Annotated in this window: 24 protein-coding genes and 1 pseudogene; 4 read left to right on the top strand and 21 right to left on the bottom strand. The window is 69.3% G+C overall.

Annotation, left to right across the window (positions count from 1 at the left end; all coding sequences use genetic code 11):
- Nucleotides 1–3: 3 nt before the first annotated feature.
- From ACFYZB_RS19930 to ACFYZB_RS19850, 17 genes and pseudogenes are all read right to left on the bottom strand, one after another.
- Nucleotides 4–411, bottom strand: a complete 408-nt coding sequence (locus ACFYZB_RS19930) for a hypothetical protein (protein WP_388760090.1) — start codon at nucleotides 409–411, stop codon at nucleotides 4–6.
- Entirely contained in the window at nucleotides 408–905 is a 498-nt protein-coding gene (locus ACFYZB_RS19925) for a hypothetical protein (protein WP_388760087.1), read from the bottom strand. Before ACFYZB_RS19925 ends, ACFYZB_RS19930 begins: the two co-directional genes overlap by 4 nt.
- A 61-nt stretch (nucleotides 906–966) precedes the next feature.
- The gene (locus ACFYZB_RS19920) at nucleotides 967–1,200 is read right to left on the bottom strand and encodes a ferredoxin (protein WP_351203465.1); all 234 of its coding nucleotides are present in this window, start codon (nucleotides 1,198–1,200) and stop codon (nucleotides 967–969) included.
- A gap of 3 nt (nucleotides 1,201–1,203) precedes the next feature.
- Nucleotides 1,204–2,655 carry an aldehyde dehydrogenase gene (locus tag ACFYZB_RS19915; RefSeq protein WP_388760085.1) on the bottom strand — a complete coding sequence of 484 codons (1,452 nt, stop codon included), beginning with the start codon at nucleotides 2,653–2,655 and terminating at the stop codon, nucleotides 1,204–1,206.
- Between the two features lie 131 nt (nucleotides 2,656–2,786).
- Entirely contained in the window at nucleotides 2,787–4,052 is a 1,266-nt protein-coding gene (locus ACFYZB_RS19910) for a tyrosine-type recombinase/integrase (protein WP_388760152.1), read from the bottom strand.
- 88 nt (nucleotides 4,053–4,140) lie between these two features.
- Nucleotides 4,141–4,380, bottom strand: coding sequence for a helix-turn-helix domain-containing protein (locus ACFYZB_RS19905; RefSeq protein WP_388760082.1), 240 nt, complete (start codon nucleotides 4,378–4,380; stop codon nucleotides 4,141–4,143).
- Between the two features lie 436 nt (nucleotides 4,381–4,816).
- Complete coding sequence (locus tag ACFYZB_RS19900) at nucleotides 4,817–6,292, bottom strand: ATP-binding protein (protein WP_388760079.1); 1,476 nt, start codon at nucleotides 6,290–6,292, stop codon at nucleotides 4,817–4,819.
- Between the two features lie 2 nt (nucleotides 6,293–6,294).
- Entirely contained in the window at nucleotides 6,295–7,179 is an 885-nt protein-coding gene (locus ACFYZB_RS19895) for a bifunctional DNA primase/polymerase (RefSeq protein WP_388760077.1), read from the bottom strand.
- Nucleotides 7,180–7,263: 84 nt separating this feature from the next.
- Entirely contained in the window at nucleotides 7,264–7,452 is a 189-nt protein-coding gene (locus tag ACFYZB_RS19890) for a hypothetical protein (RefSeq protein WP_388760074.1), read from the bottom strand.
- Nucleotides 7,443–7,715 (bottom strand): hypothetical protein, encoded by a 273-nt coding sequence (locus ACFYZB_RS19885; RefSeq protein WP_388760072.1) that lies wholly within the window; start codon nucleotides 7,713–7,715, stop codon nucleotides 7,443–7,445. Before ACFYZB_RS19885 ends, ACFYZB_RS19890 begins: the two co-directional genes overlap by 10 nt.
- A gap of 150 nt (nucleotides 7,716–7,865) precedes the next feature.
- Nucleotides 7,866–9,947, bottom strand: coding sequence for a cell division protein FtsK (locus ACFYZB_RS19880; RefSeq protein ID WP_388760069.1), 2,082 nt, complete (start codon nucleotides 9,945–9,947; stop codon nucleotides 7,866–7,868).
- Nucleotides 9,948–10,035: 88 nt separating this feature from the next.
- A complete protein-coding gene (locus tag ACFYZB_RS19875) occupies nucleotides 10,036–10,242 on the bottom strand; it encodes a DUF6257 family protein (RefSeq protein ID WP_388760066.1) in 207 nt (68 codons plus the stop codon).
- A gap of 78 nt (nucleotides 10,243–10,320) precedes the next feature.
- Nucleotides 10,321–10,698 (bottom strand): DUF6251 family protein, encoded by a 378-nt coding sequence (locus ACFYZB_RS19870; protein ID WP_388760063.1) that lies wholly within the window; start codon nucleotides 10,696–10,698, stop codon nucleotides 10,321–10,323.
- Nucleotides 10,682–11,029 carry an RRQRL motif-containing zinc-binding protein gene (locus ACFYZB_RS19865; protein ID WP_388760060.1) on the bottom strand — a complete coding sequence of 116 codons (348 nt, stop codon included), beginning with the start codon at nucleotides 11,027–11,029 and terminating at the stop codon, nucleotides 10,682–10,684. Before ACFYZB_RS19865 ends, ACFYZB_RS19870 begins: the two co-directional genes overlap by 17 nt.
- Before the next feature lie 478 nt (nucleotides 11,030–11,507).
- Nucleotides 11,508–12,195, bottom strand: a pseudogene (locus ACFYZB_RS19860) (protein spdB); the annotation flags it as partial.
- A complete protein-coding gene (locus ACFYZB_RS19855) occupies nucleotides 12,192–12,641 on the bottom strand; it encodes a Pycsar system effector family protein (RefSeq protein ID WP_388760057.1) in 450 nt (149 codons plus the stop codon). The gene ACFYZB_RS19855 and the pseudogene ACFYZB_RS19860, both read right to left, overlap by 4 nt.
- Nucleotides 12,638–12,907, bottom strand: coding sequence for a DUF6284 family protein (locus tag ACFYZB_RS19850; RefSeq protein ID WP_388760054.1), 270 nt, complete (start codon nucleotides 12,905–12,907; stop codon nucleotides 12,638–12,640). The genes ACFYZB_RS19855 and ACFYZB_RS19850 overlap by 4 nt, the downstream gene beginning before the upstream one ends.
- Nucleotides 12,908–13,466: 559 nt before the next feature.
- On the opposite strand from ACFYZB_RS19850, the gene ACFYZB_RS19845 reads away from it, so the two are divergent.
- Both ACFYZB_RS19845 and ACFYZB_RS19840 read left to right on the top strand, forming a co-directional pair.
- Nucleotides 13,467–14,183, top strand: coding sequence for a helix-turn-helix domain-containing protein (locus tag ACFYZB_RS19845; RefSeq protein ID WP_388760052.1), 717 nt, complete (start codon nucleotides 13,467–13,469; stop codon nucleotides 14,181–14,183).
- A gap of 2 nt (nucleotides 14,184–14,185) precedes the next feature.
- Nucleotides 14,186–14,659: an NUDIX domain-containing protein gene (locus ACFYZB_RS19840; protein ID WP_388760050.1), complete on the top strand. Its 474-nt coding sequence runs from the start codon at nucleotides 14,186–14,188 to the stop codon at nucleotides 14,657–14,659.
- On the opposite strand, the gene ACFYZB_RS19835 is transcribed toward ACFYZB_RS19840, so the two are convergent.
- The 3 genes from ACFYZB_RS19835 to ACFYZB_RS19825 all read right to left on the bottom strand — a co-directional run bounded on the left by ACFYZB_RS19835 (nucleotide 14,647) and on the right by ACFYZB_RS19825 (nucleotide 17,203).
- A complete protein-coding gene (locus ACFYZB_RS19835; RefSeq protein WP_388760048.1) occupies nucleotides 14,647–15,213 on the bottom strand; it encodes an HD domain-containing protein in 567 nt (188 codons plus the stop codon). The genes ACFYZB_RS19840 and ACFYZB_RS19835 overlap by 13 nt on opposite strands.
- Before the next feature lies 1 nt (nucleotide 15,214).
- The gene (locus tag ACFYZB_RS19830; protein WP_388760045.1) at nucleotides 15,215–15,676 is read right to left on the bottom strand and encodes a GntR family transcriptional regulator; all 462 of its coding nucleotides are present in this window, start codon (nucleotides 15,674–15,676) and stop codon (nucleotides 15,215–15,217) included.
- A 369-nt stretch (nucleotides 15,677–16,045) separates the two neighbouring features.
- The gene (locus ACFYZB_RS19825) at nucleotides 16,046–17,203 is read right to left on the bottom strand and encodes a pentapeptide repeat-containing protein (protein WP_388760042.1); all 1,158 of its coding nucleotides are present in this window, start codon (nucleotides 17,201–17,203) and stop codon (nucleotides 16,046–16,048) included.
- Nucleotides 17,204–17,524: 321 nt separating this feature from the next.
- On the opposite strand from ACFYZB_RS19825, the gene ACFYZB_RS19820 reads away from it, so the two are divergent.
- Together ACFYZB_RS19820 and ACFYZB_RS19815 are read left to right on the top strand one after the other, a co-directional pair.
- Nucleotides 17,525–18,547: an MBL fold metallo-hydrolase gene (locus ACFYZB_RS19820; protein ID WP_388760039.1), complete on the top strand. Its 1,023-nt coding sequence runs from the start codon at nucleotides 17,525–17,527 to the stop codon at nucleotides 18,545–18,547.
- A gap of 68 nt (nucleotides 18,548–18,615) precedes the next feature.
- Complete coding sequence (locus ACFYZB_RS19815; protein ID WP_388760036.1) at nucleotides 18,616–19,098, top strand: nuclear transport factor 2 family protein; 483 nt, start codon at nucleotides 18,616–18,618, stop codon at nucleotides 19,096–19,098.
- Here the strand turns inward: ACFYZB_RS19815 and ACFYZB_RS19810 are convergent.
- Entirely contained in the window at nucleotides 19,076–19,744 is a 669-nt protein-coding gene (locus ACFYZB_RS19810) for a phosphotransferase (protein ID WP_388760033.1), read from the bottom strand. The two genes, ACFYZB_RS19815 and ACFYZB_RS19810, sit on opposite strands and share 23 nt — an antisense overlap.
- Nucleotides 19,745–20,001: the final 257 nt, after the last annotated feature.

Here is a 20,001-nt window from a genome sequence, read left to right as displayed (position 1 = left end):
CCCTCAGCCGACGAGCGTCAGCCCGCTCCACGCACGCCCCATGCGCGTACCGGCCACCCACTGCTCCAGCAACCGCCGGGCCTCCTCCTCGGGGGCTGCCAGGGACACCTGCTGGGCACCGCCATGGGTCGTCCGTCGGCGTTCCAGCGTGCCCTCGCTGCAGCACGCGCACAGCAGCTCGAAGCTGCTCGCCGGCTCGGCGCCGTAGTCCTCGGCCAGGAACAGCTCCACCAGCGCCTCGACATCCGCGGCCCCGCCCGCGTTCACCATGACCGTGAACGTCGGCAGGTCCGAGGCCTCGAAGCGGAGCAGCTCGTCGAAGACGGGGTACTCACGGCCCTCCACGACCCGGCGGCCCTTCGGTTCACCGTCGTGGACGACGATCTCGCCGAAGCGGCGGCCGGCGGTCACCGGCACGTTCTCCCCCAGCTCTCAACTTCGTTCGAGCCGGGGGGACCCCCATCGCGGCCCCGTGTCGGGCACAGCCGGTCGATCCATACGACCTCTCGCTCCCCGCCCGTGTCCAGGCGCACGCAGGCCGGCCCGAAGCGGGAGCCGATCCGGCCGCTGCCCTCCGGGAGTTCGATGCCGAAGCCGGCCCAGGCGTCGCGGGCCGTCGCCCAGTCGCGCTGGATCGTCGCCGCGATGCCCAGGTTCCAGAACGCGGGATCGCCCTCGCCGCGCGGGGCGCGGGCGGCGGCCTCACGCCCGAGTTCGTACGCCCTCGCCCAGTTGCGCAGGAACTTGTGGGCGAGCGCGGCGTCGTACCACCACACCGCGCTCGGCCTCTCGTCCGGGTAGTGCGCCAGTACCCGCTCGTAGAGGTCGGCCGCCGGCAGCCACTCCTCGGCCTGCCATTCCTGCCGTGCCCGCTCGATCAGCTCGGCCGCCTCGGACCTGTCCACGTGTGCCCGCCCTGCTCGTTCCGTCGAGACCGCAGGAGGGTGACCCGGGCCGGTGACACGCCTACTCCTCCGGCGGGAACACCGCCTCCCCGCTGTCCAGCAGGGTGATCACGATCGCCTCCACCGGGCAGCTCTCGGCCGCCTCCAGGACGGGTTCGGCGGCGTCGGTGTCGGCATCCACCGGGTGGGACTGGCGGGCGGAGTCCAGGCGGAAGGCGTGGGGGGCGTGGTGGAGGCACTGGGCCGAGCCGATGCACACCGACCGGTCGACCTCGACGTGCCAGCGGTCGCCCATGGCCTACGCCCCCGCCGGCAGGTGGATCATCTTGTGCTCGAGGTAGGCGCCGTACCCCTCCGGGCCGAACTCCCGCCCCAGCCCGGAGTTCTTGTAGCCGCCGAACGGGCCCAGCATGTCCAGGCTGAAGGTGTTGACCGAGTAGGTGCCGGTGCGGACCTGCCGCGCCACGTCGATGCCGTGCTCGACGTCGGCCGTCCACACGCTGCCGGACAGGCCGTAGTCCGAGTCGTTGGCGATCTTCACCGCCTCCTGCTCGTCGCCGTACGGCAGCAGGCAGATGACCGGTCCGAAGATCTCCTCGCGGGCGATCCGCATGGCGTTGTCGACGTCGCCGAAGAGGGTCGGCTCCACGTACCAGCCCTTGTCCAGGGCCGCCGGTCGGCCGCCGCCGGTGAGGACCTTGGCGCCCTCCTCCTGACCGATCCGGATGTAGTCGAGGTTGCGCTGCTGCTGGCGGCGGGCGACCAACGGGCCGACCTGGGTCGCGGGGTCCAGCGGGTCGCCGACCTTCAGCGCGCTCGCGGCCGTCGCGAAGGCGTCGGCGAACTCGTCGTAGCGGGCGCGCGGGAGAAGGATGCGGGTCTGGGCCACGCACGCCTGCCCGTTGTTCATCCAGGCCGCCGGGACGATCCCGGCCACCGCCGCCTGAACGTCCGCGTCCGGCAGGACGACCGCCGCCGACTTCCCGCCCAACTCCAGTGTCACGCGCGTGAGATTGCGGGCGGCGACCTCCATCACCCGCTTGCCCGCCGCGACCGAGCCGGTGAAGGAGATCTTGTCGATGCCGGGGTGGCCGACCAGGTACTCGCTGACCTCGCGGTCGGCGGGGACGATGGAGAGCACGCCCTCGGGCAGACCGGCCTCCCGCACGATCTCGCCCAGGAGATACGCGTCGAGCGGGGACTCCGGGGACGGCTTCAGTACGACCGTGCAGCCGGCCAGCAGCGCGGGCGCGAGCTTGGCGGCGGCGACGAACTGCGGGACGTTCCAGGGCACCACGGCCGCGACCACGCCGACCGGCTCACGGCGCACCAGGATCGGCCCGAGGACACCGTCCCGCCGCTCCTCGTACACATAGTCCCGCGCGACCCTGATCGCGGCGTCCCACACCATCATCGCGCCGAGCGCCTGGGCGAGGACGCTCCAGGAGTAGGGGGAGCCGTTCTGGGCGGAGATCACCCGGGCGATCTCCTCGTGCCGGGCCGCGATGCCGTCCTTGATGCGGGTGACGACCTCGATCCGCTCCTGAAGGCTCGCCCGCGGCCACGGCCCCTCGTCGAACGCCCGGCGCGCGACGCCCACGGCCCGGTCCACGTCCTGCCGCGAGGCGTGCGGCACCCTGCCGATGACCTCCTCGGTGTGCGGGGAGATCACCTCGATGACGTCCTTGCCCAGGGGGTCGGTCAACTCCCCGCCGATGAACAGCTGTCCGTGTTCCACGAGCTCGGTCATGGCCTACTGCCTCCCGCCGCAGAGCAAGTTTCTGACGCCGCCTCAGAACTGATACCAGTTCTAGTTAAACTAGGCCAGGCCTAGAGCCGGATAGGCCCCCACCAGCCACTTTGCCGCTGGTGGGGGTGCCGTCATGCCGCCTGGGCCGTCTGTGGGCCGTCGTTGCCTTCACCGGCCGCCTGATACATGCCGTCGACCGCCCTCCGCGTGCGACTCTCGCTGCTCGGCATGAGGTGCGTGTAGACCCTCAGCGTGAACCCCGGGTCGCTGTGCCCCAGGTACCGGCTCAGCGCCTTGATGTTCTCGCCGGCGTCGAGCAGAACGGACGCGTAGAAGTGCCTGAGCGCGTGCATGCCGTCCTCCCGGGATTCCGCGATCCGCCGGCCCGGCTCAGGCTCAGGGAGCACTCCGGCGGCCACCAGGGCGGGCTTCCAGGCGTCCCGGTTGAAGTTGTGACGCAGGAGCGCACCGCCCTCGGGAGCGGTGAACATGAGCTTCTTCGTCACGGGCTGTCCTCCCGGTACGAGCCAGGGCAGCGTCACGTCCCTGGGCGGGAATCGCTTCATGTGGGCCGCGAACGCTTCCCCGACCCGTTCGGGCAGGGGCACGTCGCGTATCTTGCCCCGCTTCGGGGGCGCGAATACGGCACGCCCGCCGACCACCTTCACTTGATAGGCGACGTGCAACCACCCCTTCAGGAAGTTGATCTCATCGACAGGGAGTCCGAAGATCTCTCCCTGCCGAAGGCCACAGCCACCGCCCGCGTCCACCATGGCGCGGTAGTGCTCGGGAAGGGCAGCACGAACGGCAAAGACGCGCTCAGCCGTCCACGGGCGCACCCGGTTGGGCACCATGGCCGGCGCCTTCACAGAGGTCGCGCGGCAGGGGTTCTTGGCAATGAGTCCGTCGTCCATGGCAGCCGTGAACACGGCCGAGACGTTTGCGAAGATGACCCGGCGGTAGGACGCGGCAAGTCCTTTGTCTTCCAACTCCCGTGACCACGCACGGATCTGCTCAGGCTGGAAGGACCCGAGCGGGCGCGAGCCGATGTGCGGATAGGCGTGAAGCCTGAGCCGGGATTCTGTGCCTGAGCGGGTGGACACGTCGGTGGTCTGAGCAGCGACCCAGCGTTCGGCGTACTGCTGGAAGGTGGTGCGGCTCGCCTTCGGGTCGATGTACTGGCCGCGCGCCATGTCGGCCTCGATGTTGTTGAGCCACTTCTCGGCGAGACGCTTCTTGCCGTCGGGGAAGCTCTTGGACTTCTCGGTGCCGTCGGGGCCGATGTACCGGGCGCGGTACCGCATGCCCTTGCCGTAGCGGTCCGTCTTCACCTTGAATTCTTTGTCGTCGGCGCCCTTCTCGGTCTTGTACCAGCGGTCTTGGATGTGGCCAGCCATGTGAGACGTAGTCCCTTCTGGGCATGGGGCGGGGAGGGCCACGGTGTGACCCTCCCCTGGGAGTTGCGTGATGTGGTGTGTGGCCGCGTCAGGCGGCGTCAAGGTCGGCGCTCTTGCGACGGCTGACGTATGCGAGCACGTCGGCGGGGTCGTAGCGAACGTGCTTGCCTATGCGGAAGCCGGGCGGGCCGACGCGCTTCCTGCGCCACTGGTAGACGGTTTCCTTGGGCACTTCGAAGATCTCGGCGATGTCGTCGGTGGTGAGGTACCGGTCCGGGAGACCTCCCCGGAGGATGGCGCGGGGGTCCGGGTCTGTCGGTTTTGCCATAGGGACTCCAAGTGGGTGGCAAGGCCACGTTTGTCCGAGGCTCGGATTTCTGCGTCATCGCGTCACGCACGTCATTTGCAGGCCTGACCTGCGGTTATGCGGTGACGCGGGCCGCTCGGGGCGTGTCATAGGGCGGGGCGGGGCTCTGTCACGCGTGACGCGGGTGACGCGGGTGACGCAGGTGTCGGCTGTCTGCGTCATTGTTGTAGCCGCTGGTCAGGGGCCGGTTTCGGGTGGCTGGTGACGTGAGTGACGCAGCGTCTCTTCCCTTAGGAATGAAGAGAGGGCGGTATCTGTGGTGCGGCTCGGGACGTGAAGAAGGAGCCGCTTCGCGGCGCGACTTGTGCAGCGGCGGCGGTGCCGCCGGAACAGCAAGAGGAGCACGCGGGGCGGGGTGCTCCTCTTGCTTGTTCGGTGCGGCGCCGGGTGGCGCGGGTCAGAACGCCGCTTCCTGCTCGTGTAGGGCGCGGGCAGCGGTGTGGGTCATTTCGATGTAGCGGGCGGCGCTGGTGCGGCCCCAGTCGATGAGGACGCCGCGTGCGGCGAGGGTCGGCTGCAGCCGCTTGAGCCGGTCGGAGAGCACCTTGCCCGTGGTGGGCCAGCCCTTGGGCAGGGGACGGCACTCCTCGCCGCTGTAGAGGGTGGTGAGGCAGTGCAGCCACTCCGATGACGTCATGCGGACTTCCACGCCCGGGTCGAGCCCGGCGGCGTGCTGCAGAACCGTCTGCGCCAGCAGGTCGCCTTCGATGACGTCGTCGTTGAGGTCATCGAGGCTGGCCCGGTAGGCCCTGAGCGCGCCGAAGCCGGTAGCCGCATCGAGCTGCGCGCACAGGTGGGCGAAGTCGGCCATCCGCAGGTCGGTGGGGGTCTCCGCCTCGGCGGCCCGCACCTTCACCGTCAGGTCCAGCAGGGAGCCGAGAACGACCGGGAGGATCTCCGCGTACTCCGCCCAGAGCTCCGCCTCGGTCCGCCGTACCCGGGGCCGTACGAGACGGAGCGGGAGGAGGCGTTCGGCGAGGTCGGGGCGGATGACGCCGACGTCGATGCCGGTCAGGAGCATGGGGCGCCGGTAGCGGGAGCGGACGACGTCGCCGTCGGTGAACAGCGCGCGCTTGATGCTCTCGGCGCCGGTGACGATGCAGCACATGAGGTCGGACAGGTCCGGGGGCAGGTGAGAGAGGTTGTCCAGGGCGGTGACCCATCCGGCGGCGACGGCCGTGATCATGTTCTCCTCGTCCTTCGGGGCCCGGCGCAGGTCGCCGCTCATCCCTTCGATGATCCGCACCAGCATCCGGCCGCCGGTGGACTTGCCCGCGCCTTGCGGCCCGGTCAGGAACGGTGCGGGGACGGGCACGGATGGTTCCAGGCAACCGATGAGCCAGGCGAGGGCCAGGCACTCGGTCTCGGCGCTGGCGAAGTTGCACAGGCGCAGCAGGAGGTCGATGCCCTTGCCGTTGGTGTCCTTGGCCGGCAGGGGGAGTTCGCCGGTGAGCTGGGTGCGTCGCCAGCAGACTTCCTGCGGGTCGGGGGTGAGGATGTCCCAGCCGGTGGGGTGGATACGGACGGACTTGCCGTCGTCGCGGCCGAGGTCGAGCCAGGTCGCGCCGTCGAACCCGGGGGCGACGCGGATGTGGGTGGGCTGTACGTCCTCGGTCAGGGCGAGTGCTTCGATCAAATCCAGTGCCTCCTTGAGTGCCGTGCCGTTGAACACGCCGATGCCGTCCTTGAAGAGGCCGACCATGAGTTCCTGCCGGTGGCTGCCGGTCGTGCCCTGGGAGCGGATGGGCCGGGCGACGGGGTGGCCGTTCTTCTGCGCGTAGACGGTTCCGTCGATGGTGCGGAAGTAGCGGAAGTGCGCTTGTGCGTAGTCGGTGATGATCTGGCGGGCCGGGGTCTTCTCGTTCTCGGACATGGCTACATCCCCAGTGCGGTGCGGGCGTTGGTCCACGCATCGGTGCAGTGCCGCGGCGATTCGCCCTTGGCCTGCGCGGCGGCGAACAGCCGCGCCACGTGGTCGTCGGTGAGGCAGCCGCACCGGCCATGAGCGGACAGCACCGCGAGGAAGGTGCGATAGACAGTGGTGTGCACCTGGCTGCGCGCCTCGGTGATGCGCTGCTCCGCCATGGCGATGCCACGATCGAGGTAGGCGGGCGTGCGGTGCCGGCACTCCCCCTCCCCGCCCCTCAGGGGCACTGTGAGCGTCTGTGGCGCCCTGTCAGCCGGGGGTGGTTCCTTCACTGCCAGGGCGCGTACAGCGTCCGGGAGAGCGACCGTGGCGCCATTTCCGGGACCGAGCCAACGGGCGTACTGCATAAGGGATTTGATGTCGACGCCGGGCCGGACCGCGTTCGATGACGGCATGGTGCCCCGGTAGATCCAGTGTTCGCCCCGTGTGGTGGGCACGGTGCGGGTGGCGGGCAGCGTGGCCCGGGCCCACTGGATGGCGGCGGGGTCGTCCAGGTCGACCACGGTCACCCCGGCGCCGCCGGGGTGGTAGGCGACGGCAGCGGCCGTCCGCCACGCCCGAGCCCAAGTCGGGGAGGCAATGACGTGCCGGTCGGTGGTGGCGGCGGCCCAGCCGTGGCACGGCCGTGGGCAAGTGCAAGGGCCCGGAGTCTTCATGTTCGGCCGGCCACCACACGCGTTCTGTGTGCATGCCGGGCAGTTCCCGAACGGCACCTTCCCCTTGCGCAGCGGCAGTACCGGAACACCGTCCGCCGCGAGGTGCAGCGCGGTGAGCAGGTGGCTGGTCGGTTCAGGCAGGGCGAGCACTCGCCCGATGTCGGTCGGATGGGTCATGCTGGGTGACCTCCACTGTTCAGTTGGTGGGTGGAACGAGGGCGGCCCCGGTTCTTGGCCGAAGGGGGGCCGCCCTCGGCGTATCTACGGGTTGGGGATGGCCTGGACGACAGCGGTGGTGAGGTGGTTGATGGGTCCGGCTGCGCCGGTGGAGGCGAGGAAGAACCCGAACATCACGGCGACGAACGCGGCGCCGCCGCTGAGGCTGTGGTGGCGCAGCAGGAAGAACAGGACCAGTCCGAACAGGGCTACGAGCGAGACGGTCACGGCCATGGGGTGAACTCCTCGGCGGGGTCGTGGCGGTGGGGGCGGCGAGTGCCGGCGTGGTGGATGTCGCGGCCGGTGTTGAGCAGGCGGCGACCGAGGCGGAGCCGGTAGCGCTGTCCACGGCAGCGACGGCACAGCTTGACCTTGCTGCGGCCGGTGAACCGGACGCCCATGCCTGAGCACTTCCGGCACGGGGCGAACGGTTGGATGGCGCACAACGCTGCGTAACCGGCGAGGATGAGCAGGACGGCGAGGCTAGCGAGAGCCACCAGGGCTCACATCCCTTCTCCGGGCGGTTTCTGGGGGTTTCCGCAGGTGGGCCGCTAGACGCTAGTTCGCTGATCAGCGGCCCTATGGGGTGCTAGTGGGGGTGCTAGACCTAGCGGGCGTGGCTGCTAGGTCTAGCACCTCTGCTCGGGTCAGGCGGCGGCCCGATCGGCGTTACGGCGCGTAATCGCGGCGGTGATGTCGGCGCGCTTGATGCCGCGCCGGTTGGCGCCCTCGCCGTCGTCGGTGGTGCCCCACACCTGTCCCGGCTTGATGCCCCACGGCTTGAGGGCGGTGGTGACGTTCTCGCCCTGCCATCCGGCGTAGGTGTCGGGGTGGGCGGCGGTGAGGCGGGTGGCGATGCGCTCGCACCACACGGCCTTCTCGTCGGCGGCGATGACGTCGAGGACGTCGGCGAGGATGTCGGAGCCGGTACCGGTGGTCTCCGGGCCCTTGCCGATGGCGTGGCCGGTGATGTTGCCGTACTCCTCGCGCATCTTGCGGGCACGGACGACGACGCGTTCGGCGCCGACCGCGTCCACGAACGCGGATGCGACGATGCGGGCGTCGTCACCCTCGCCGGCCATCCAGCAGATGCCCCGGTCGGAGCGAGAGAACATGGTGGCGCGGATGCCGGCCTTGTAGGCGCCGGTGCCCAGGACCATGTCGTTGGCGGTGTGGCCCATGACCTTCAAGCAGAACCGCAGCACCGCATTGGCGCTGATGCCCGGCGGCAGGGACTTGGCGTCCGGGCGCTGGGTGCCGAAGATGCCCACGATGCCCAGGGCGGGCCCGCGCTTGGTGATGTCGGTGCAGATCTCTTCGATCTCCGCGCCGTACTTGTCGTGTTCGAACGGCACCTGACACTCATCGGCCGCCATCACGATCGGGTGCAGTCCCAGACTCTTGTCGTTGGCCAGGTCCGGGGTGACCTTGGACTCCGGGCACCGGGTGCGGGGCAGGGACTTGATGACCTTCGCCCGGCGGCGCAGTTCCTCGCGCAGTTCCCGCAGGGACTGCACGACGTATTCGATGTCGTCCTCGTCGTCGCCGGCGCGGTAGCGGTGGCAGATCGGTTCCAGGGCGCCGAAGTCGCCGGTGCCCTTGAAGTCGAACGCGTGGATCTCGGCCCGGGGGTCGAGGGCGGCGATGAGCAGCAGCAGCCGCATGAGGAAGGTCTTGCCCATGCGGGGCACCGAGGCGATGACGATGGAGACGAACATCAGCGTCACCTCGACCCAGCGCATGCGCTGGTCATTGCCGAAGACGACGGGCTTGAACAGGTCCACGCGGCCGTCCTTCAACAGCGGCCACGCCGGTTTCGTCGTCTCGTTCATCGGCCGGTCACCGACCCACAGCACCAGGCGGCCCTCGTGCTGGTCGGGGTCCTGCGAGGGCCACACACAGCCGACCTTGCGGCGCAGGCCGGACGCGAGCGGCTTGCGCGCGTCCATGATGTCCTCGGGCGTGACGCCGTAGGGCAGGTCCAGGTCGGCGCGGTAGCCGGGGCCGTCACGGACGATCTCCGAGACGAACCGCAGACCGTTCATGTCTCCGCCCTTCTTGATGGCGGCGGTGATCTTCGCGTTCCCGATGCTGTCGAGTCCGCGCAGGACGATGGAGCCGGTGAGCTTCTGCACCTCGGTCTTCAGCACCGCCGGACCGACCACCGGGGCGTCGGGCTGCTGACCACCGAGACCGAGCAGCAGCACCCCGCCGGCCGCGAACGCGTACAGGTAGGCGGGGGCGAGGACGTACAGGTACAGGGCGAAGCCGAGGCCGAAGACGGCCGCGACCAGGGTGACCAGGCCGCGCAGCCGGATGCGGCCGGCGCGGAGTCGGGCCAGGCGCATGTACTCCTCGACGTCCTCGGTGCGTACCGCGAACTCCCGCAGGGGTGCGGCCTCGCGGTCCCACACCCACCGGTTCGTGGACGCGATGAACCGGCACGCGCCCCTGGGCGCCATCAGGGTGAGGCGTCCGGCATACACCGGGATCCGCACCCCGTGGTAGAGGGCGGCGTAGCCGACGTTCGCGCCGGCGTGGCGGGCGGTGGCGAGGAAGTCACGCTTGTTGGTGAGCCATCCGGCCAGGACCGGCTTGCGCTTCTCGATGCGGACCTTGGGATCCGGCAGCGCCGGGTTGTCGACCGGGGCGGGTGCCGCCGGGGCGTCGTCGTCGGGGCCGGTGTCGGGCACGGGCCGCAGGTGCGGGCCCATGGTGCTTTCCGTCATGCTGGGGTCTCCCTGCTGCTCAAACGGCGGTGGGTGGCCCGGGGGCGGCCTCGTTTCCTTGGCCGGGACAGCCGCCCCCGGGGCGTTGTTACTTGGCGTTCTTGCTGTTCTTGGCGCGCTCCTCGCGCTTGCGGGCCTGCGCGATGACGCGGTCGAACTTGCGCTGCAGGTCGCTCTGGTCGACCCGGCCGCCGTACTGGCGGTCGTCGGCGAGTCCGCGCTTGGCCATCCGGGCGACGTACCAGGCGAGCTGGGCCTTCTCGCCGGCGGTGAGGCGGGGCTGGTTGCTGCTCACGGCTGCATCTCCGTTCCGGGCCGGTCTGTCCGGCTCCCCACAGCCCCAGGCGCGTACGTCCGGGGCCGCAGGCAACCGTCAGCGACGGCCGCGGGCGCGGCGCACGTTGGCAGCGGCGCGCTTGCCGTCCTCGCCGCCCACCGAGCGGACGACGGTCACGACACCCCAGGCGCACACGGCCGCGATGAACGCGATCAGGGCGAGGTTGGCGGCCATGGCGGTGAGCACGCCGACCAGCAGCGGGCCGAAGTAGACCCCGGCCGCCACCGCGCCGGCACCGACGCCGGAGCCGAGCGCGATGCGCTGAACGGTGCGGTCCGGCGGCGCCTGGTGCACGTGCTGGTGGATGACCTGCGGGCCGCTGTACTGCTGTGGCGGGGCGGGCAAATGGTCGGTGTAGGCGTAGGTGCCGTCCGGGAGCTGAACGACGCGGGGCACCTCAGGCAGCGATTCCATCGCAGGCTCCTTCGGGGTAGGCACACGGCACGCACATGCCGAGCGAGGCGGGGATGACGTATCCGGCGTCCCGGCGGCAGGCGGGGCAGATTCGGCGGGCGGCGTTGGCCTTGGCCAGGGCCGCCCACCTGGCCTGGGTCATGGGTCGGACCGGTTTGGCGAGGTCGATGCGGTACAGGTAGGCGACCAGCGGCGGCCGTCGGCGGCGCGGGCGTTCGAGCTGCGCGGCCACGTCCTGGCCACCCGGGCGCAGGCCGCGCGCACGGAGTTGGCGGTAGGTGGCGTATCCGTCCGGGGCCAGGCGCCACCGGAACACCGGCAGCGCCCCCATCACCCGGACCGCTCAGCCAGAAGCGCATCCCGCAGCGTGCGGGCGCGGGCCGGGGAGACGTGCAGTTCCCGGCGGATCCGCTCCCCGGTGATGTGGGACTGCGGCCAGTCGGCCGTCAGGGTCCGCGCCTCGTTAAGGAGCTGTTCCGGGGTGCGCTTCACACGCGGGGTCTTCGCCGACTCCGGCACCCGGAACGTGACCCGCCCGGTCGGGCCGGTCGACTCGGCCGCGACCGGCCGCCCCGATCGAGTCGACACCGGCGGGGTCGATCCGGTGGAGGCGAGCAGGGCCGGAACGGGCTTGAGCGGAAGACTCGACTTGCCCGCGTCGGCCGGGACCGGATCGGGCATCGGAAGCCGGGTCAGCGTCACCGCGAGCGGGGTCGATTCCGGCTGGTCAGCCGTAGACCGAATCCTCTCGATCTGAGTCGATTCCTCCGCATTCACGGGGATGTCGTAGGCCGGGTCGATCGAGGGGATCGACGGTACCGGCTCGATCGGGCCCCACACCGGGAGCTCCCAGCACGGCGCAGCACCCGGTGCGGGGCGGCTTGCGACGCTGGCCAGGGCCCGGCCGGTGTCCTCACCGGCACGCACCCGCTCCAACTGCGACCACGCCCCGGAAAGGGTCTTGGCGGTCTTCGCCTGGACGCGGGCGACGCGGGCACCGGCCCCGGTCACCGCCGTCAGCCGCATCTCCTCGGTGACGGCTTCCGCCCGCAGCCGGGCGCGGTCGACGGCCGCCCTGTCGCGGGCTTCCTGCTGGATACCCCGGATGGACTCCAGCGCGACCGGGGTGAGCGCGGTGCGCTCCCACAGCCCGTGCACCAGCCACAGCGCCTTCGCCGCAACGGGCAGCCAGGCCACAGCCAGCCACGCGGCCGTAGAGCCGTCGGCGATCAGCAGCGCGTGCGCCACCAGGACGCCGGCCGCGATGAGACCAAAGGCCCAGCCGACACCGGTCACGACGTTGCTGTGGTCGCCCTGCGCGGCCAGACGGCGCTCATAGGCGAGGGTGGCCAGCCAGCCGCCGTCGATCCCGAGACCGACGACCAGCGCGACCAGCCACGGCACCAACTGCCCGAGCCACATCACGACCACGGCCAGAGTGAGGACCATGGACACCGCCGTCATCGCAACGGCGGGCAACGCGGTCTTGGCCCTCATGCCGCACCCCCGAACGCCAGCACAGCGGCCAGGACCAGCAGGGCGCCGCCGGTCAGAGTCAGGTCGACAGCGCGGCGCAGGCAGGTGAACTTGGCGACCGCCAGACGGGACAGCCCTGCTATGTCGGCAGCCAGATCCTGCGAGAGAGCATCGGTGATCTGCTGCGGGGTGAGGGTGGCCCACAGCGGGAAGCCGTGCCGGCCACCCAGGTTCGGCCGGACCGACCGCAGCAGCAGCCCGGCCGCCACCAGCAGCAGCCACATGCCGGCGCCGCCGACGATGAGGGCGGGGCGGGTGAGCGTCATGCCGTGGCCGACGCTCCACGCACCGGCCAACACCGCACCGACGAACGCCAGCAGAAGACTCGTCTTGCTGTCGGTCCGCGCGATCTCCGCCTTCACCTCGGCGTGCGCGGCCGTCAGGCTCTGTCCGGTAGTAGTGCTCATGCCGCACCGCCCGGCAGGCTCACCGTGGCCGTGCGGTTCGCCAGCGCCGCCCGCTCCGCCAGCACCCGGCGGCGGGCCCGCCGGATCCGGCGAGCGTCCAGCTCACTCGGCGTGCGGTCCAAGGTGATGATCTGCGCATCCAACAGGTCAACGTCCGCGAGGATCAGCGGCATCTCCTGCTCGATCGCGTCCAGCTCCGCATCCGTCGGCTCCATGAAGTCGGCGAACGCGGTAACAGCGTCCTGAACAGTGACGATGTGCTCCATTGGGTCGTGTTCCTCTCAGGGTGAGCGGCCCGAATGCACCCCCGGAGTTGCCCCTCCGGGGGTGCGTGCCGTTACGGGAGAAAGTCACGCGTCATGCGTGGTGCGGCCCTTGTACTCAGCGGGCCGTAGCGCCCCGGACCGGACTTGAACCGGTCGGGTTGCCGTACGGGGCACGCCGGTCTTCTCCGCCTTGTTTCCGACCCCTTCGGGCAGGCGGACCACGGGTTACCGGCAGTTCCCTGTGTGAAGTTCTCAAAGATCACTCGCTTCCTTCGAGCCCGTTTCGCGGGGCCCTCCGGGCGTCATGCAGTACCTGTTTTACAGGTACTGCATGGGGGTCCGTCAAGTACCGGCACGGACCGTCTTGGCTTTGGCGCCGGGGCTTCTTGGCGCACCATCAGTCGCCGCAGGTCAGGGGAGTTGGTCACCCCCTACGTGGACAGCGCAGGGAGTTGTGGTTACCGTCAAGAGCTCCCTGCTGCCGTCAAGAGCTCCCTAGATGTCCCTTGGGGGATGGATGCCCAACGAGCGTTTGCGGTCCGCCATGTTGGCCCGGAACATGACTGTTCAGGACTTGGCAGAGGCCATCCAGGTCAACCCGAAGACGGTCGAGCGCTGGATCACACAGGGGAAGGTGCCGTACCGGCGCCATCAGTACGCGACTGCCTCCGTACTGAAGGTCGATGTCACGGCGCTGTGGGACGACGGCCGCAATGTCGACAGCGCAACGGACATGACGAAAGCCGAGATAGTCGCTGTCTATCCCCACCGGCACACCGTGCCGCCGGGTCTCTGGCGTGAGCTGTACGAGAGGGCGGAAAGGAACCTCGATGTTCTCGTCTACTCGGGGCTCTTCCTGTCCGAAGACCCCTTGTTCCTGGACCTCGTGAAGAAGAAGGTCGAGGGATCCACCCAGGTGCGGATCCTGCTCGGGGATCCGGACTGTGAGGCCGTCCGGCAGCGTGGCATCGATGAGGGACACCGGATCATGGACGGCAAGATTCGGAACGCGCTGGTGAACTACCGGCCTCTCATGGAGAGTCACCCCGAAGTCGGGTTCCGGCTTCACGCGACGACGCTCTACAACTCGATCTACCGGTCCGATGACGAGATGCTCGTGAACCCACACGTCTACGGCATCGGCGCCTACATGGCACCGGTCTTCCACCTGCGACGCATGCCGGGCGGCGGTCTGTTCGACACCTACGCGAATAGCATCGAACAGACCTGGGGAGGCGCTCGCCAGGTCACGGACCAAGACATCACGGGAGCCTGAGCATGGGACGCATTGACTACCTTCACGACCCCGACGCCCCGCCGGCCAACTCGGTCGTACCGTCGGTCGTTGCGTTCGTGCAGAACGATGCGGGACAGGTGCTCATGATTCAGCGCTCCGACAACGGGCGTTGGGCACTGCCGGGCGGTGGCCACGACGTCGGGGAGTCCATCAGTGACACCGTGGTGCGTGAGGTCTGGGAAGAGACCGGCATCAAGGCCGAGGTCATCGGCATGTCCGGGATCTACACCGACCCCGGCCACGTCATGAAGTACGACGACGGGGAAGTGCGCCAGCAGTTCAGCATCTGCTTCCGCGCGCGGCCGGTCGGCGGTGAGCTGCGTACGAGCAACGAGACGACTCAGGTCCGCTGGGTAGACCCGGCGGACCTGCGTGACCTGGACGTCCACCCCACCATGCGACTCCGCATCGAGCACGCCATGGACCGGACGCGTACGACCCCCTACATCGGCTGACGCTTGGCGGCGGCGACACGTTCGAGCACGCGCGATGTGCTCGCAAGAATCTCCGGTTCCGCACGGCGGATGAACGTGCCGATGAGGCTGTCCGGGCCGTAGCGCCCTGCGATCTCGTTGACTCGGTCGATCGGGTTCGTGGGCGTTCCATCCGGCGTGGTGTTCATGTCGCAGTAGCAGAGCGCGTCGTTCAAGTGCGCGCTCTCACGAGGGAACTCACCCACCAGCTCGTCATGCAGGCCGCGGGCTTCTGCCTCCATCCACGCGCACGAGTGGTGGGCTACGAGGTTCACGACCCGTTCGTCGGCATCGGCGATGTCGCGAAGGTAGCGAGCGCCGTCGAGCGGGTGAAAGCCGGTCTTGGCAAGGTTGGGGGCGTACCCGATGTCGTGGAGGACTGCCGCCGCTTCAAGCAGATCGGCATCCTCACCCAGGACGGGAGCGATCGTACGGGCCCGCTCGGCGACCCCCAAGCAGTGTTGCCAGCGCCGGGGCAGCGGCTCGGCAAGCAGCGACTCGGCGAGGGGGTAGGCCCACTCCGTCAGCTTCGACAAGCTACGAACGCTCCTCTCGAATCGGCGCGGCGCGGACCGTCCGCACCCTGCCTTGCCCACCACCGGCCAGCACGCCGGCCGCCTCCAACTTGTCGAGAGCCTTGGTCACGGTGGGCCGTGACACCCCGAACCGGGCGGCCAGGACGGAAGCGCTGGGGAAGGCTGCCCCCGCTTCGAGCCCTTCATCCGTGATGATCGCCGCGATCCGTTCGTCCAACGGGCGCCGGTCGGCCGACTCGCCCGCTCGCACGACACGCCACCGCCCACCGGGCACCGATTCAGCGACGCCATCGCGCTGGAGTACGCCGAAGGCGCGCAGGGCGACTCCCCGCGAGATCTTGTAGTCGCGCACGAGATCAGCAGCAGACGGGAGCTCCGTCATGCCCGGGTCTGCCTCGATGCGGGCCTTCAGCGCATCGGCGATCTTCAGGTAGGTACCCCGGGGGCTGGCCTGTTCTGCCACGCGCTCTCCCTCTCGGTCAGCCAATCGTCCTACCCCAGCTTCCCATGGTGCCCCGTCAGCTTGATGGGACCTTCTCCGCCTCATCAAGGCCCGCGCACGGCGCGGGCGCGCGCCGCCTTGTCGGCGGGGCCGCCGCCCTGTCTTCGCCAGCGGCGTCCGCCCGGCGGCGCGCTGCGTGCATGCGGGCGAAGGTAGGAAAACCCCCGCTGTGGCTGGGGCGGTCGGCTCCACGGCTAGGCAGGGGTCCGTTGCGACCTCCAGCAAACAAGACCATCGTGCCAGCGAGCGCATACCGCTTCGCCGCTCTGACATCGGCCGGACCTGTAGGAACCCGAGACCCCCTCACGGATCTTTTGCACATCGGCCGCATCACTCAGGCTTGGCGGCTTTCGCGCGATCCGCTTCGCATTTCTCAATGACCTCTTGCACGCGCGGATCAGAGGCCAGATGTGCCGGAAGTTCTGTGCTGCGATAGACAAATGCGTCGGCAAGTTGCTCTACAGTCAACCCGTGCGCTTCGGGGAGGTCCTTGTCTTTGGCGGTGTCCGACGAGGGTGTCCAGTACCCAAACCGCTCGTGCGTGAAGTCTGCGGCTGTGAGATCGGCGAACATAAGATTCGCTCCCGTCAGACCAGCTCCTAGGAACGTAGCGTTTTTGAGATCAGCACCAGAGAGATTTGCTCCCGTCAGGTTGGCTCCTGTGAAGTCGGCATCAGCCAGAAGGGCTGTACTCAAGTTCGCGCCTTGCAGATTAGCCCTTCTGAAGCTGACTTTGGCGCATTTCGCGCCCAACAGTTCAATGCCTCGCAAATCTGCTTCGTTGAAATTGGCAAGCGTTAGGTTCGCATATGAGAGGCGTGCGCCGCTCAAGTGTGCTCCGGCTAGCTCCACCCTGTGTAGCATCGCTCCGTGAAAACGATTGTTAAGGACTCGGCGCACATCTAGATTGAGAATTGATCCCTTATCGAAGTGTGGACGGCGTCCGAGAACTGAAATGGCAGCTTGAACGTCCTCGCTGAGGTAGGGCACGGGCTTGCTAAAAATATTGTCCTCTGTGGGCTCTGACCTCTGTCGAATGAAAGCTGCCAGCACCTCCACAACTGTCGAGTGATCCTTCTCACTATCCCGCATGATGCGTTCAAGCGAGTAGATTCCTCCAAGTCGTTCCGTCAGGCTTTCAGAACCGAGGAGCTTAATAGCCTGCACGTATCTCTCTGTGACTTGACCCTCTCGGGCTATTTCCGACTGCTCCCTATCTTTCGCTCGCGTATGCTGAAACATCATTTCGGTGTGTCGGTGATTCTTGTGCGTGTAGTAAAGGCCGCACGCTGCCACGGCACCTGCCCCGAGCGCGACCAGCATCGTGCGAAATCCTGTAATGACGACGCCGTCTGCTGGTTCGAGATTCTTCCGGCGAAGATGCGAACCATCGATCCACCATGGACCGTGCCAGAGGAGCAGCCCGTAGCCCACCACCAACAGGGTGAGGCAGCCTGTGAGCGCGATGCGCTTGGTCTTCGGCGTCATGCTCAGCAGCATGTCCTCGGGTTGGTCGCCGGAAGGGCTGGTAGCCGCTTTGCAGAGCAAGATTTGAGGCTCCGAATAGTCAGCTGCCCCGCCCTGAGACGAGCCCCGAACCGTTGCTTCTAGGGTGCCAGTTCGCGCGGCTCGGGCCGTCTCTGGGCCGTCCGGCAGTGACCAACGTCGACAAGCAACGACAGGTAGCACGCACATCAGTGCAGGTCAGCCCAACGGCCAACCGCGTCAGATGACGTGGACACCCATTGAAACCAGTTCTAGTTATAGTGGGCAATGGCCACAGGCCGGCGGGTGGAGGGGTGGAGGGTGATGGTGAGGACGTTCGAGCACGGTGGGGGCGTATGGTCCGTGGCGGTGCCCATTCCGGACAACCCCCTCGGTCACACGCTGGTCTACGTCGTGGCGACCGACCGCGGCCCGGTGCTGGTCGACACCGGGTGGGACGACCCGGCGTCCTGGGACACGCTCGTGGCGGGACTGGCCGCGTGCGGTACGGCGGTGGCGGAGGTGTACGGCGTCGTCGTCACGCATCACCACCCGGACCACCACGGCCTGTCGGCCAGGGTGCGCGAGGCCTCCGGCGCCTGGGTCGCGATGCACGCCGCCGACACCGCGGTCGTGCGGCGCACCCAGGAGGCCCGGCCGGAGCGCTGGTTCACCTACATGAGCGCCAAACTCGCGGCCGCGGGCGCCCCGGAGGAGCACCTGGCGCCGCTGCGCAGCCCCCGCGCCCTGCCCGGCCTCTCCCCCGCCCTCCCGGACCGGGAGATCGTCCCCGGCGAGCTCCTCGACCTGCCCGGACGCAGACTGCGCGCGATCTGGACCCCGGGCCACACACCCGGCCACGTCTGCCTGCACCTGGAGGAGCAGCACCCCGACCGGCAACTTCCCGGTCATGGGCGGCTGTTCAGCGGCGACCACCTCCTCCCGCGGATCACCCCGCACATCGGCCTGTACGAGGACCCCGACGACGCGACGGTCACCGACCCGCTCGGCGACTACCTCGACTCCCTGGAGCGGATCGGCCGCCTCGCACCCGCCGAGGTGCTCCCCGCACACCAGCACGCCTTCACCGACGCTCCGGGCCGGGTACGGGAGTTGCTCGCCCACCACGAGGAGCGGCTGGCCGGCCTGCTCGCGCTGCTCGCCGAGCCGCTCACGCCGTGGCAGCTGGCCGAGCGCATGGAGTGGAACCGCCCTTGGGCCGAGATCCCCTACGGCTCCCGGAACATCGCCGTCTCGGAGGCCGAGTCCCATCTGCGCCGCCTGGTGAAGCAGGGCCGGGCGGAGCCGGTGGCGGGGAGCGAGCCGGTGGCCTACGTGGCGGTGTGAAGCGGTCCAGCGGTGTGAAGCGGTCCGAACGAGTCGCCTTGTGCGCAGCGCCTCTGTTACACAGACTCATGGACCTCGTCGAGGCACTTCTCGCCCAGCACGCCTGTGAACACGTCATCCTGCACTTCGTCCGCCGCCTCGACCTCGGTGAACCGGCCGACGTGGCCGACCTGTTCACCGAGGACGGCGTCTGGGAGTGGCCTCCGCCGGGGGACGGGCGCCGGATCGAGGGCCGGGAGGCGCTGCGCGCGTACTTCGGCTCCCGCCCCGCCGACCGGCTCTCCCGCCGTCTGATGTCCAATGTGCTGGTCACCGTCACCGGCCCGGACTCGGCGAGCGCCACCTCGTACTTCACGACGTACCGCGTCGACGGGTACGAGGGAGGCGGCGCCCCCGTTCCCGCCGGACCGCCCGTCCAGGTGGGGCACTACGAGGACACCTTCCGCCGGGTCGACGGCACGTGGCTGATCGCCTCCCGCACCCTGCACCTGCCCTTCGGCGGCCCGACCCCGACGGCCGGCGGCGGACTCAACGGAAGGCCAGCTTCCTGATCAACTCCTCCGCCGGGCCCAGCAGTTCGATCTCCCGCCGGCTCATCGTCGGGTTGGCCGCCCGGCGCCTGCGGGCCTCGGCCAGGCCGGACTCGGTCAGTTCGCAGGGGTCGGCCAGCAGCGCGGAGAGCAGGGCGTGGGCCGGACCGGCGAGGGGCGCGTCATCCACGGCGACCTGGGCGAGGATCACCGCCGACATGCCCCAGTCCAGCCCGGGATGGCCGTCCTCGGTGTTGGACCAGTCGATCACCCTGGGCCCGTCCGGGGTCAGCATCACGTTGTCCGGATGCAGATCCAGGTGCAGCACCCGGTCCTCCGGCCGCGCCGCGTCCCGGCCGGGCACGGCGTGCAGCCGGCGCAGCAGGTCGGCGAGCAGAGCGCCCGCCTCCTGCACGCCGACCCGCCCGTCCCCGAGGGCGCCGAGCAGGGTGGGCCCGGACAGCCGCTCCAGCACCAGCTCGGTGCGTGAGCCGGTGGGCCGTACCCGGGGTGCCGGATAGCCGTGCTGCCGGACGTACGCCATCACGGCGCCCTCGGCGGCCGCGTCCCCCCAGCCGTCCCGGTCCCGGCGCAACACCCAGGCGTCGTCGATCTCGTACACGTCGGCCGAGCGGCCGGAGCCCAGCAGTCTCCCCGTCTCTGTCATGATCGTGACCCTAGTCACCGCAACCGCGTGTGCACATCCACTCCTCAGGCCGCTCAGGGCGGCCGGTAAAGTGGCGGGGTCGTCATCACACCCGTACGGGGGGAAGCCGGTGCAATTCCGGCGCCGACCCTCCCCCAACTCTCGGCTTCGCTCGAGCCGGGGGACCCCCATCCGTAAACCGCCTTGCTGCGGTGAGCCGGACTGCCCCGCACGGGACGTTGACCGGCTCGCGTGCGTCGGCGGTCCGCCGCGCACGG

It is taken from the genome of Streptomyces sp. NPDC001852, from assembly GCF_042891825.1.
GTDB lineage: Bacteria > Actinomycetota > Actinomycetes > Streptomycetales > Streptomycetaceae > Streptomyces.
This window is presented reverse-complemented; position numbering and strand designations above follow the sequence as displayed.

Coding starts and splice junctions, on each gene's coding strand:
- ACFYZB_RS19920 (WP_351203465.1), bottom strand. CDS start 1,200: ATGGGCGACCGCTGGCACGTCGAGGTCGACCGGTCGGTGTGCATCGGC.
- ACFYZB_RS19915 (WP_388760085.1), bottom strand. CDS start 2,655: ATGACCGAGCTCGTGGAACACGGACAGCTGTTCATCGGCGGGGAGTTG.
- ACFYZB_RS19910 (WP_388760152.1), bottom strand. CDS start 4,052: ATGGCTGGCCACATCCAAGACCGCTGGTACAAGACCGAGAAGGGCGCC.
- ACFYZB_RS19905 (WP_388760082.1), bottom strand. CDS start 4,380: ATGGCAAAACCGACAGACCCGGACCCCCGCGCCATCCTCCGGGGAGGT.
- ACFYZB_RS19900 (WP_388760079.1), bottom strand. CDS start 6,292: ATGTCCGAGAACGAGAAGACCCCGGCCCGCCAGATCATCACCGACTAC.
- ACFYZB_RS19895 (WP_388760077.1), bottom strand. CDS start 7,179: ATGACCCATCCGACCGACATCGGGCGAGTGCTCGCCCTGCCTGAACCG.
- ACFYZB_RS19890 (WP_388760074.1), bottom strand. CDS start 7,452: ATGGCCGTGACCGTCTCGCTCGTAGCCCTGTTCGGACTGGTCCTGTTC.
- ACFYZB_RS19880 (WP_388760069.1), bottom strand. CDS start 9,947: ATGACGGAAAGCACCATGGGCCCGCACCTGCGGCCCGTGCCCGACACC.
- ACFYZB_RS19870 (WP_388760063.1), bottom strand. CDS start 10,698: ATGGAATCGCTGCCTGAGGTGCCCCGCGTCGTTCAGCTCCCGGACGGC.
- ACFYZB_RS19865 (WP_388760060.1), bottom strand. CDS start 11,029: ATGGGGGCGCTGCCGGTGTTCCGGTGGCGCCTGGCCCCGGACGGATAC.
- ACFYZB_RS19855 (WP_388760057.1), bottom strand. CDS start 12,641: ATGAGCACTACTACCGGACAGAGCCTGACGGCCGCGCACGCCGAGGTG.
- ACFYZB_RS19850 (WP_388760054.1), bottom strand. CDS start 12,907: ATGGAGCACATCGTCACTGTTCAGGACGCTGTTACCGCGTTCGCCGAC.
- ACFYZB_RS19845 (WP_388760052.1), top strand. CDS start 13,467: ATGACTGTTCAGGACTTGGCAGAGGCCATCCAGGTCAACCCGAAGACG.
- ACFYZB_RS19840 (WP_388760050.1), top strand. CDS start 14,186: ATGGGACGCATTGACTACCTTCACGACCCCGACGCCCCGCCGGCCAAC.
- ACFYZB_RS19825 (WP_388760042.1), bottom strand. CDS start 17,203: ATGACGCCGAAGACCAAGCGCATCGCGCTCACAGGCTGCCTCACCCTG.
- ACFYZB_RS19820 (WP_388760039.1), top strand. CDS start 17,525: ATGGTGAGGACGTTCGAGCACGGTGGGGGCGTATGGTCCGTGGCGGTG.
- ACFYZB_RS19815 (WP_388760036.1), top strand. CDS start 18,616: ATGGACCTCGTCGAGGCACTTCTCGCCCAGCACGCCTGTGAACACGTC.
- ACFYZB_RS19810 (WP_388760033.1), bottom strand. CDS start 19,744: ATGACAGAGACGGGGAGACTGCTGGGCTCCGGCCGCTCGGCCGACGTG.